General features: G+C 67.2%; 9 protein-coding genes. 5 read left to right on the forward strand and 4 right to left on the reverse strand.

Features of this window, described 5'->3' with window-relative positions:
* Positions 1-142: 142 nt before the first annotated feature.
* Entirely contained in the window at positions 143-1,480 is a 1,338-nt protein-coding gene (gene proS / locus EU805_RS11530) for a proline--tRNA ligase (RefSeq protein ID WP_129764134.1), read from the reverse strand.
* A gap of 178 nt (positions 1,481-1,658) precedes the next feature.
* On the opposite strand from proS, the gene EU805_RS11535 reads away from it, so the two are divergent.
* Genes EU805_RS11535 through EU805_RS11550 form a run of 4 tightly spaced genes read left to right on the forward strand, consistent with a single transcriptional unit; the run spans position 1,659 to position 7,236 of the window.
* A complete protein-coding gene (locus EU805_RS11535; RefSeq protein ID WP_129764135.1) occupies positions 1,659-2,717 on the forward strand; it encodes an AI-2E family transporter in 1,059 nt (352 codons plus the stop codon).
* A 4-nt stretch (positions 2,718-2,721) separates the two neighbouring features.
* Positions 2,722-3,387: a DnaA/Hda family protein gene (locus EU805_RS11540; RefSeq protein ID WP_129764136.1), complete on the forward strand. Its 666-nt coding sequence runs from the start codon at positions 2,722-2,724 to the stop codon at positions 3,385-3,387.
* Complete coding sequence (locus EU805_RS11545) at positions 3,377-5,608, forward strand: RNA degradosome polyphosphate kinase (protein WP_129764137.1); 2,232 nt, start codon at positions 3,377-3,379, stop codon at positions 5,606-5,608. Before EU805_RS11540 ends, EU805_RS11545 begins: the two co-directional genes overlap by 11 nt.
* A gap of 53 nt (positions 5,609-5,661) precedes the next feature.
* Entirely contained in the window at positions 5,662-7,236 is a 1,575-nt protein-coding gene (locus EU805_RS11550) for a Ppx/GppA family phosphatase (RefSeq protein WP_129764138.1), read from the forward strand.
* Here the strand turns inward: EU805_RS11550 and EU805_RS11555 are convergent.
* The 3 genes from EU805_RS11555 to scpA form a co-directional block, all read right to left on the reverse strand.
* Positions 7,200-7,556 (reverse strand): hypothetical protein, encoded by a 357-nt coding sequence (locus EU805_RS11555; RefSeq protein ID WP_129764139.1) that lies wholly within the window; start codon positions 7,554-7,556, stop codon positions 7,200-7,202. The two genes, EU805_RS11550 and EU805_RS11555, sit on opposite strands and share 37 nt — an antisense overlap.
* Before the next feature lie 35 nt (positions 7,557-7,591).
* Positions 7,592-8,272, reverse strand: a complete 681-nt coding sequence (locus EU805_RS11560) for a molecular chaperone DjiA (RefSeq protein ID WP_129764140.1) — start codon at positions 8,270-8,272, stop codon at positions 7,592-7,594.
* A 290-nt stretch (positions 8,273-8,562) separates the two neighbouring features.
* The gene (gene scpA, locus EU805_RS11565; RefSeq protein ID WP_207208104.1) at positions 8,563-10,689 is read right to left on the reverse strand and encodes a methylmalonyl-CoA mutase; all 2,127 of its coding nucleotides are present in this window, start codon (positions 10,687-10,689) and stop codon (positions 8,563-8,565) included.
* Between the two features lie 119 nt (positions 10,690-10,808).
* Here scpA and EU805_RS11570 point away from each other — a divergent pair, with 119 nt between their 5' ends.
* Positions 10,809-11,333, forward strand: coding sequence for a DUF4174 domain-containing protein (locus tag EU805_RS11570; protein WP_242494133.1), 525 nt, complete (start codon positions 10,809-10,811; stop codon positions 11,331-11,333).

The following is an 11,333-nucleotide window of genomic DNA, read 5'->3' on the forward strand; positions in this document are numbered from 1 at the left end:
CGGGCCTTTCGCATCTTTGTCATCTGCTGCCTCATCTTTTGAGGAGCAGTCTAGCGCATGATGGGCTTGCTGTCAGCCGCGAGACGCGACACGGGTATAAGGCCCCGCGCCGGATCGTGGCCGATGCGGCACGAAGGGGGGGTCAGACGGTCTCGTAGATCGCGGCGATGCGCGAGATCGCCTCGTCGGGGGTGATTTCCTCGCTTTCGCCGGTGCGGCGCGACGTAAGTTCCACAACGCCGTTCTTCAGACCCCGCGGGCCCACCGTGATGCGCCACGGCAGGCCGATCAGGTCCATCGTGCCGAACTTGGCACCCGCGCGTTCGTCCCGGTCGTCGTAAAGCGGGTCGAGACCCCGCGCGCGCAGCCGGGCGTAAAGGTCCTCGCAGGCCGCGTCGCAGGCCTCGTCGCCCGCGCGCATGTTCAGGATACCCACGTGGAACGGGGTGACGCCCTCGGGCCAGATGATGCCCTTGTCGTCGTGGCTGGCTTCGATGATGGCACCCAGCAGGCGGGAAACGCCGATCCCGTGGGAGCCCATGTGCACGGGGACCGAGCCGCCGTCCTTCGTCTGGACGGTAGCGCCCATCGCGTCCGAATACTTCGTCCCGAAGTAGAAGATCTGGCCCACTTCGATACCGCGTGCGGTGCGGCGGCGCTCTTCGGGGACCTCGTTGAACAGGGCCTCGTCGTGGGTTTCGTCGGTGCGGGCGTAGCGCGAGGTGAACTCGTCCATCACCGCCTGGCAGGCGGCGCGGTCGTCGAAGTCGATCTCGCGGTCTCCGAAGGTCAGATCGGTGATCTCGCTGTCGTAGAAGACTTCCGATTCGCCCGTCTCGGCGAGGACGAGGAATTCGTGGGTGTCGTCGCCGCCGATGGGCCCCGAATCGGCGCGCATCGGGATCGCCTGGAGGCCCATGCGCTCGTAAGTGCGCAGGTAGGTCACGAGGTGGCGGTTGTAGGCGTGCAACGCGTCCTCTTTCGTCAAGTCGAAGTTGTAGCCGTCCTTCATCAGGAACTCGCGCCCGCGCATGACGCCGAAGCGGGGGCGGACCTCGTCGCGGAACTTCCACTGGATCTGGTAGAGCGTCAGCGGCAGGTCCTTGTAGCTGGTCACGTGGGCGCGGAAGATGTCGGTGACCAATTCCTCGGCCGTGGGCGTGAAGAGCATGTCGCGCCCGCCGCGATCGGTCACGCGCAGCATCTCGTCGCCGTAGGCGTCGTAGCGGCCGCTTTCGCGCCACAGGTCGGCCGATTGCATGGTGGGCATCAGCATGGCGAGGTGACCGGCGCGGGCCTGTTCCTCGTGCACGATCTGCTGGATGCGTTGCAGCACCTTCAGGCCCATGGGCAGCCAGGAATAGATCCCGGCGCTCGCCTGCTTGATAAGGCCCGCCTGCAGCATCAGCCGGTGGCTGACGATCTGCGCCTCGCGCGGCGTGTCCTTGAGGACGGGCAAGAAGTAGCGGGACATGCGCATGGGCGGGACTCCTGGGGTGTCGGCTGGGGGCAATGTGTAGGGGGCACACCGCGGGGCGGCAAGACCCAGCGCGCGGCCCGGCCCCCCGGAGCATTTGCCCTTTCGCCGGGCCCTTGTCGCTTGCGCCACGGTGCGGGGTCGTCCATTTAGAGGGCGTGGCAAGAAGGAACCCCGCGCGATGGCCCTGACACATCGGCAACAGGCGATTTCCTGGGGGATCGCGATCGCGGTGTTCCTGCTTTTGCTCTACGCCTTGGGCAACGTCATCATGCCCTTCCTGCTGGGCGGCGCGATCGCCTATATCCTCGATCCCGTGGCCGACCGGCTGCAACGGCTCGGGCTGAGCCGGGTGCTCTCCGTCGCGGTGATCTCCGTCGTGGCGGTGATGCTCTTCGTGCTGGCGGTGCTGCTGGTCATCCCGACGCTGATCCGCCAGACCACCGAGCTGATCCAGGTGGCGCCGGATTTGCTGGACAACCTGCGCGACGCGCTGGCCGCGCGCTTTCCCGACCTGCTGGTCGAAGGCAGCACCGTGCGCACGCAACTCGACAACATCGGGGAGATGATCCAGTCCCGCGGCGGCCAGTTGATGGAAACGGTGCTGTCCTCGGCCATGGGGCTGGTGAACGTGGTGGTGCTTCTGGTCGTGGTGCCGGTGGTCGCGATCTATCTGCTGATCGACTGGGACCGGATGGTGGCGCGCATCGACGAGCTCTTGCCGCGCGAGCACGTGGGCACCATCCGCAGGCTCGCATCCGAGATCGACACCACGCTGGCCAGCTTCATCCGCGGCCAGGGCCTCGTCTGCCTGATCCTGGGGGCCTATTACGCGGTGGCCCTGGCGGGGGTCGGGCTGAACTTCGGTCTGGTGGTGGGGGCCATCGCAGGCGCCTTGACCTTCATTCCCTACGTCGGGGCGGTGGTGGGCGGTGGCTTGGCGATGGGCCTGGCGCTTTTCCAGTTCTGGGGCGAATGGTGGTGGATCCTCGCGGTCTACGCGATCTTCCAGTCGGGGCAGTTCGTGGAAGGCAACATCCTGACGCCGAAACTCGTCGGCTCCTCGGTCGGCCTGCACCCGGTCTGGCTGTTGTTCGCGCTGTCGGTCTTCGGATCGCTCTTCGGCTTCGTGGGGCTGCTGGTGGCGGTTCCCGTGGCGGCCGTGATCGGTGTGCTGACCCGCTTCGGGGTGGACCAGTACCGCCACAGCGCCCTCTACCTCGGCACCGGGGAGAGGTGATCCCGTGGCCCGGCAGCTGACATTCGACTGGCCGGTGGGGGTGTCGCTCGAGGCGTCGGACTTCTTCGTCTCGGAAGCCAACCAGGCGGCGTTCCGCATGGTCGGCGATCCCGCGCGCTGGCCGCAGGGCAAGCTGCTGCTGACCGGGCCCGAGGGGTCTGGCAAGAGCCACCTCGCCCGGGTCTTCGCGGGCGCCCGCCGCGCGCCGATCGTGGGGCTGTCCGGATTAGGCGCTCGGCCATCGGAAACGGCGCTCGTGGTCGAGGACGTGGACCGCATGACCCCCGCCCAGGAAGAGCCGCTCTTTCATCTGCACAACCACATGATCGCCCTGGGCCTGCCCTTGCTCATGACGGCCCGGACGCGCCCGGTCACTTGGGGCATGCGGCTGCCCGACCTCGCCAGCCGGATGCAGGCCACGGTGCCGGTGCAGATCGCCCCGCCCGACGATGCGCTGCTGGAAGCGGTGTTGATGAAGCTCTTCGCCGACCGCCAGGTCCGGCCGCCGGCCGCCCTGCCCCGCTACCTGGCCACGCGGATCGACCGGTCCTACAGCGCCGCGCAAGGAATCGTCGAGGCACTGGACCGCCGCGCCCTGCTCACCGGAAAATCCGTCAGCCTCCGCATGGCCGCCGACATCCTGCAAGAGGATTCCTTCGATGACCGATAACGCCAAGATCACGGCCCACCCCCACAAGGCCGTCGTCACCAGGGCCGATTTCCTGCAAAGCGATCCGCCCGAACCGCAGCCGCTCGACGGCGACCTTGCCGGACCCGGCCGCTACGTGAACCGCGAGCTGTCCTGGATCGGCTTCAACATGCGGGTCCTCGAAGAGGCCGAGAATCCGCGCGTGCCCCTGCTGGAGCGGCTGCGGTTCCTGTCGATCTCGGCCACCAACCTCGACGAGTTCTACACCGTCCGCGTCGCGGGGCTGCGAGAGCTGGCCCAGGCGGGCAACACCGCCCCGGGCATCGACGGGCTTCCGCCGGCCGAACAGCTGCGCCTGATCGACCAGAGCGCACGCGAGCTGATGACCCGCCAGCAGGACGTGCTCGGCCAGCTTACGGAGCTGATGAGTGCCGCCGGGATCGACCTGCTGACCCGCGACGAGCTGACGGAGGCCGACCACGCCTACCTCGAGGACTTCTTCCTCGACCAGGTCTTCCCGGTCCTCTCTCCGCTGGCGATCGACCCCGCGCACCCCTTTCCCTTCCTGCCCAACGAAGGGTTTGCCCTGGCCTTGCAACTGGAGCGCGCGAACGACAAGCGCGCGCTGCAGGCGCTGCTGCCGGTGCCCGCCCAGATCATCCGCTTCGTGCGCCTGCCGGGTGACACGTTGCGCTTCATCCCGCTCGAGGAGCTGCTGCTCCAATTCGTCGGGCGGCTCTATCCCGGCTACAAGATCAAGGGGCACTGCGCCTTCAAGATCCTGCGCGACAGCGACCTCGAACTGGAAGAAGAGGCCGAAGACCTGGTGCGCGAGTTCGAGACCGCGCTGAAGCGCCGCCGCCGGGGCGAAGTGGTGCAGCTCAAGATCTCGGACAACGCGCCCGAGGGGCTGCGCCGCCTCATCATGCAGGCGCTGCCCGTGACCGACGCAGAGGTCGTGGACGTGACGGGCCTCATCGGCATCGCCGACCTCAAGGAGCTGGTGCTGGACGACCGGCCCGATCTTCTGTGGACGCCCTACACCCCGCGCGTGCCCGAACGGGTGCAGGACCACGACGGCGACATGTTCGCGGCGATCCGCCAGAAGGACATGCTGCTGCACCATCCCTACGAGACCTTCGACATGGTGATCCGCCTGCTGGTACAGGCCGCGCGGGACCCCGACGTGGTGGCGATCAAGCAGACGCTCTACCGCACCTCCAAGCGCTCGCCCATCGTCGAGGCGCTGTGCGAGGCCGCCGAGGACGGCAAATCCGTGACCGCCTTGGTCGAGCTGAAGGCCCGTTTCGACGAGGCCGCCAACATCCGTCAGTCCCGGCGTCTGGAACGGGCGGGCGCGCATGTGGTCTACGGGTTCCTCAACCTCAAGACCCACGCCAAGATCACCTCGATCGTGCGGCGCGAGGGCGACAAGCTGGTGACCTACTCGCACTTCGGCACCGGCAACTACCATCCGATCACGGCACGGATCTACACCGACCTGTCGTTCTTCACCTGCGACGCGCGTCTGGGCCGCGACACGACCAAGGTCTTCAATTACCTCTCGGGCTACGCCCAACCCGAGGCGCTGGAGAATCTTTCCATCGCGCCGATGACGCTGAAATCGACCCTGCTGGACCGGATCGCGGAAGAAGCCGAGTTCGCCCGCGCGGGCAAGCCCGCCACCATCTGGGCCAAGATGAACAGCCTGATCGAGACGGACGTGATCGACGCGCTCTACGCCGCCAGTCAGGCGGGCGTGCGGATCGAGCTGGTGGTCCGCGGCATCTGCGGATTGCGCCCCGGCGTCACCGGCCTGTCCGAGAATATCCGTGTGAAATCCATCGTCGGACGGTTCCTGGAACATTCCCGCGTCGTCTGTTTCGGCGGCGGCCAGGCGCTGCCCAACAAGAAGGCACGGGTCTACATCAGCTCCGCGGACTGGATGGGCCGCAACCTCAACCGCCGGGTCGAGACGCTGGTCGAGATCACAAACAACACCGTCAAGGCGCAGATCGTCAGCCAGATCATGGCCGCGAACCTTGCGGACGTGGCGCAAAGCTGGGTGATGCAGCCCGACGGGACCTTCCTGCGTGCCGAGGTGCCGGAAGGCGAGTTCGCCTTCTCCTGCCACCGCTTCTTCATGGAAAACCCCTCGCTCTCCGGGCGCGGGACCGCGGGGGCCTCCGACGTGCCGCAACTCACCCATACCGACGAAGACGCACAGGCCAGCCCGCGTTGATCCGCGAACAGACCCGCGCCGCCCGTGTCGCGCCCCCTGCCAGGAGACCACCCATGACCGATACCGACAGCACCATCGACTGGGGGCCCTTCGGCCGGCCGCTCTTCGACGACGCGGCGATGCAGGATCTCAAGCGCGTGGGCGTCCTGGACGTGGGGTCGAACTCGGTCCGGCTGGTCGTCTTCGACGGCGCGGCCCGGTCGCCCGCCTACTTCTACAACGAGAAGGTCATGTGCGCGCTGGGCGCCGGCCTGTCCGAGACGGGACGCCTGAACCCGCAAGGACGCGCCCGTGCGGTGAACGCGATCCGCCGCTTCGCGGCCCTGGCGCAGGGCATGGGCTGCGGCCCGCTCACCGCCGTCGCCACCGCGGCGGTGCGCGAGGCCGAGGACGGGCCCGACTTCCGGGCCGAGATCGAGCGCGAGACCGGCATCAAGCTTTGGGTCATCGACGGCGAGGAAGAAGCCCGTCTTTCGGCCCAGGGGGTCCTGCTGGGCTGGCCCGGCAGCTACGGTCTGGTCTGCGACATCGGCGGATCGTCGATGGAACTGGCGGACCTGGCCGAAGGACGCGTGGGCCGCCGCGTGACCTCGGCCTTGGGTCCGCTCAAGCTCAAGGAGATCAAGGGCGGGAAGAAGGGCCTGAAGGCCCACGTGAAGGAGACAGTCGCGCGGCTTCACGACCAGATGGGCAATCCCACGGGCATGCGCCTTTTCCTGGTCGGCGGAAGCTGGCGGGCCATCGCGCGGGTCGACATGGAACGCCGCGGCTACCCGCTGACGGTGCTGCACGAATACCGCATGACCGCGCGACGGATCGGCCAGACGGCGGACTACATCGCCGATTCGGACCTGACCGAGCTGCGGGGCCGGTGCTCGATCTCGGACAGCCGCATGTCGCTGGTACCCTATGCCGTGCCCGTACTGAAAGAACTGATCCGCGTCTTCAAACCCAAGGACGTGGCCGTTTCCGCCTACGGGATCCGCGAGGGGATGCTCTACGAGCAGATGCCGCGCGAGCTGCGCGAGCGCGACCCGCTGATCGAGGCCTGCCGCTTCGCCGAGGCCAAGGACGCCCGCCTCCCCGGCTTCGGACGACTGCTCTATGATTTCGTCAAACCGCTCTTTCCCCGGGCGAACTGGCAGCGGCTTCGGATCATCAAGGCTGCCTGCCTGCTGCATGACGTAAGCTGGCGCGCGCATCCCGACTACCGGGCGGAGATCACCTTCGACAACGCCACCCGCGCCAACCTGGGCGGATTGAAACATTACGAACGGGTTCTGCTGGGGCTGGCGCTGATGAAACGCTACTCGGGCAAGACGCCTGACGGACGTTTCGCGCCGCTTTTCGAGCTTCTGGACGCGGCCCAGATGCGCGAGGCCGACATCCTGGGCCGGGCGATGCGGTTCGGTGCGATGCTCTGGCTAGACGGCGATCGTCAGCCGGGCAGTTTCACCTGGAGCCCGAAGAACAAGGAGCTGAAACTGACGCTGGACGAGGATGCCCGCCCGCTCTTCGGCGAGGTGGCCGAGGCGCGGTTGAACGCGCTGGCGCAGGCGATGGACGCCAGCGTCAGCGTGAAGTTCAAACCTCAGAGCTCGACGTCGTCTTCCACGGGCGGCGCATAAGGCGGCGCGGTCGGCGCACGGCGGATGACGATGTCGCCGTTGGGCAGAATCTCCGGCGGCAGGTAATTGCCGATGTCGTCGATGTTGGCCATGATCTCCGCCAGCGCGGGACCCATCTCTTCGCGCAGCATCCGCATGGCGGGGCCCACGTCCTGTGCGAGGTCCTGCAATTCGCGGATCGCGGGAGAGGCTTCGTTCAAAAGCCCGCGCAGCAGCAGCTTGGCCCCCTCTTCCATCAGGTCACGGCCCCGTTCCTCTTCCTGCGCGGTGGCAGGAACGGCGGCGAGGGCAAGGCTGGCGGCGAGGACGATCTGTTTCATGCGCCTTCAGATAGGCCGCCCGCGAGGATTTGCAATCAGGCGCGCGCGGCGGCGATCTGCTCCCAGGCGCGGTTGATCGCCACCAGGCGCTTTTCGGCCAGGCGCACCGCCTCTTCGGGCACGCCGCGGGCGATCATCCGGTCGGGGTGCGTCTCGCGCACCTGGTCGCGCCAGGACTTGCGGATTTCGTCCAGCGGCGCATCCTCGGCCACGCCCAGCACGTCGTAGGGGTCGCGGTCGGTGTCGGGGACGAACTGCGCCCGGATCCGTGCGAAGCGGCGTTCGTCGAAACCGAAGATCTCGGCCACGCGCGCGAGGAAGGCATCCTCCGCCGCGTGATAGGTGCCGTCGGCCACGGCGATGTGGAAGAGCCCCTCCATCAGGTCGCAGAGCGTGCCGGGATCGCGGTTGAACATCGCCGCGATCTTGGCGGCATAGGCCTCGAACCCGGCGATATCGGTCCGCGCGAGGTTGAAGAGCCGCGCGGCCTGGGATTCCTGGTCGGGGGGAATGTGAAAGACCTGCCGGAAGGCCGCGACCTCGTTGCGGGTGACCTGACCGTCGGCCTTGGCCATCTTGGCCCCCAGCGCGATCACCGCGATGGTGAAGGCCACCGACCGGTCGGGCGGCGTGCGCAGGTAATCGAAGACGGCCGACAGCGGCTCTCCGGCGCGGAGGGCTGCGATGGCGTCGGCGATGCGGGTCCAGATCGACATGGGCGCAACCTAGAGGATTCGGTGGCGGAGGATAAGGACGAACGGACCCGCGCATCGGCGGATTTCCGGGCATTTTATACCGCGGCGTCTGGGCCTCGGAGTCGGCGGGCGCGGGCGATCCTCGGCAACCGTGGCGCGCTCGGGCACGTGTCACTGCCGCAGTCTGAGCCGTGGTTCCCGGCGAGGGCTCGGTTTCAGCGCGTTTCGGTCGCGGGGGTCGACCCTGCGGGTCGATGCCTCCGGCGGGAGTTTATCTGGCCAGATGAAAAGGCGGCGGCGCGGCCCGGGGGTCAGGGTCTTGCGTCGCGGATCAGGCTCAGGATGTTACGCGCGGCGTCGGGGATGTTGGTGCCGGGGCCGAAGATCGCCTTGACGCCCGACTGGGTGAGGAAGTCGTAGTCCTGTTGCGGGATCACGCCGCCGCAGACCACGAGGATGTCGTCTGCGCCTTGCGCCTTCAGCGCCTGCACAAGCTTGGGCGCCAGCGTCTTGTGCCCCGCCGCCTGGCTGCTGATGCCGATCACGTGGACATCGTTGTCGACGGCGTCCTGTGCGGCCTCTTCCGGCGTCTGAAAAAGCGGGCCCACGTCCACGTCGAAGCCGATGTCGGCGAAGGCGGTGGCGATGACCTTGGCGCCGCGGTCGTGGCCGTCCTGGCCCATCTTGACGACCAGCATGCGGGGGCGGCGGCCTTCCTCCTCTGCGAAATCCTCGATGTCGGCCTGGATCGCGGCGAAGCCTTCGTCACCTTCGTAGGCGGCGCCGTAGACCCCGGCGAGGGTCTTCACCTCTGCCCGGTGGCGGCCGAAAACCTCTTCCATCGCGCCCGAGATCTCGCCCACGGTGGCCCGGGCGCGGGCGGCCTCGACGGCGGCGTCGAGCAGGTTGCCGCCCTCTTTCGCCCGCCGCGTGAGCTCCGCCAGGGCCGCATCGCAGGCGGCCTGGTCACGGGAGGCCCTGATCCGCTCCAGCCGCGCGATCTGGCTGTCGCGTACGCCCGCGTTGTCGATGTCGCGGATGTCGATCGGGTCTTCCTTGTCCTTGCGGTACTTGTTGACCCCGACGATGACTTCCGTCCCGCGGTCGATGTTGGCCTGCCGCTGGGCCGCGGTCTCCTCGATCCTGAGCTTGGGCATGCCCGAGGCCACGGCCTTGGTCATGCCGCCCATCTCCTCGACCTCCTCCATGAGGGACCAGGCGGCCTCTGCCAGGTCGTGGGTCAGTTTTTCGACGTAGTAGCTGCCCGCCAGCGGGTCGACGACGTTGGTCACACCGGTTTCCTCTTGCAGGATCAGCTGGGTGTTGCGCGCGATGCGGGCGGCGAAGTCGGAGGGCAAGGCGATGGCCTCGTCCAGCGCGTTGGTGTGCAGCGACTGGGTGCCGCCGAGGACGGCGGACATCGCCTCGTACGCCGTGCGCACGACGTTGTTGTAGGGGTCCTGTTCGGCCAAGCTGACGCCGGAGGTCTGGCAGTGGGTGCGCAGCATCGACGATTTGGGATTCTTCGGCTCGAATTCCTCCATCACACGGTGCCACAGAAGGCGGGCGGCGCGCAGCTTGGCGACCTCCATGAAGAAGTTCATGCCGATGGCGAAGAAGAAACTGAGCCTTCCGGCAAAGCGATCCACGTCCATACCGGCGGCAATCGCGGCGCGGACGTATTCGCGGCCGTCGGCGAGGGTGTAGGCGAGCTCTTGCACGAGGTTCGCACCGGCTTCCTGCATGTGGTAGCCGGAGATCGAGATGGAGTTGAACTTCGGCATCTGATCGGAGGTGTATTCGATGATGTCCGAGATGATCCGCATCGAAGGTTCGGGCGGATAGACGTAGGTGTTGCGGACCATGAACTCCTTGAGGATATCGTTCTGGATCGTGCCCGACAGCAGCTTGCGGTCGTGGCCCTGCTCTTCGCCCGCGACGATGAAGGACGCCAGGATCGGGATCACCGCACCGTTCATGGTCATCGAGACGGACACCTGATCGAGCGGGATGCCGTCGAAGAGGATCTTCATGTCCTCGACCGAATCGATCGCGACCCCGGCCTTGCCGACGTCGCCCTCCACCCGGGGATGATCGCTGTCGTAGCCGCGGTGGGTGGCCAGGTCGAAGGCGACCGAGACGCCCTGTTGCCCGCCATCCAGCGCGCGGCGGTAGAAGGCGTTCGATTCCTCCGCCGTCGAGAAGCCTGCGTATTGCCGGATCGTCCAGGGGCGACCCGCGTACATCGTGGCCTTGACGCCGCGGGTGTAGGGCGCCGATCCCGGCAGCCCGCCCATGTGCGGAAGACCCTCCACGTCCTCGGCGGTGTAGAGCGGCTGGACGTCGATGCCTTCCAGCGTGGACCAGGTCAGATCGTCGAGAGAACGTCCGCGCAATTCCGCCTGCGCGGTCTTCTTCCAGTCGGTCTTGTCGCTCATGATGCCCTCTCCCTCGCTTGCCCCTTCATGCCGCGCCGCCGCGCAAAGGTCAAAAGGGGATCGCTATCATTGTGACGCAAGCGCGTGCATTCGCGAAACAATGCTGCGCCGACGAAGACGTGAGCCATCTTCGCAAACGCGCCCCGCACGCCTATATCAAACCCATGGACATGACACGATTGATCGCCGCGACGTTGGCTCTTGCACTCTCCACCACCGCGCTCGCGGCGCAGGACGAGACACCCGAAGCCGTCACCGCCTGGCTCGAAAGCCCGGAGACGCCGATCGACGCGGCCACGGTCGCGCTGGACGACTTCGTCTGGATCGCCCGGTCCGTCGTGGTCTTCGCCGATTCCCCCAACGATCCCGCCTTCGCCTCGCAGATGGAGCTTCTGGCCGAACGCTCGGACGAACTCGCAATGCGTGACGTGGTGGTGATCTTCGACACGGCGCCGCAGGACCCTTCCCCGCTGCGCACCCGGTTGCGCCCGCGCGGCTTCATGATGACGCTGATCGGCAAGGACGACCAGGTGAAGCTGCGCAAGCCGCGGCCCTACGACGTGCGCGAGCTGTCGCGTTCCATCGACAAGATGCCCATGCGCCAGCGCGAGATCGCGGAACGTCGCGGTGCGACCGGCGACTAG

The organism is Salipiger sp. IMCC34102 (genome assembly GCF_004145405.1).
GTDB lineage: Bacteria > Pseudomonadota > Alphaproteobacteria > Rhodobacterales > Rhodobacteraceae > Loktanella.

What these genes read in the sequence shown, in the direction of transcription:
- proS (WP_129764134.1), bottom strand. Translation starts at nt 1,480, where the DNA reads ATGCGCATGTCCCGCTACTTCTTGCCCGTCCTCAAGGACACGCCGCGC.
- EU805_RS11535 (WP_129764135.1), top strand. Translation starts at nt 1,659, where the DNA reads ATGGCCCTGACACATCGGCAACAGGCGATTTCCTGGGGGATCGCGATC.
- EU805_RS11545 (WP_129764137.1), top strand. Translation starts at nt 3,377, where the DNA reads ATGACCGATAACGCCAAGATCACGGCCCACCCCCACAAGGCCGTCGTC.
- EU805_RS11550 (WP_129764138.1), top strand. Translation starts at nt 5,662, where the DNA reads ATGACCGATACCGACAGCACCATCGACTGGGGGCCCTTCGGCCGGCCG.
- EU805_RS11555 (WP_129764139.1), bottom strand. Translation starts at nt 7,556, where the DNA reads ATGAAACAGATCGTCCTCGCCGCCAGCCTTGCCCTCGCCGCCGTTCCT.
- EU805_RS11560 (WP_129764140.1), bottom strand. Translation starts at nt 8,272, where the DNA reads ATGTCGATCTGGACCCGCATCGCCGACGCCATCGCAGCCCTCCGCGCC.
- scpA (WP_207208104.1), bottom strand. Translation starts at nt 10,689, where the DNA reads ATGAGCGACAAGACCGACTGGAAGAAGACCGCGCAGGCGGAATTGCGC.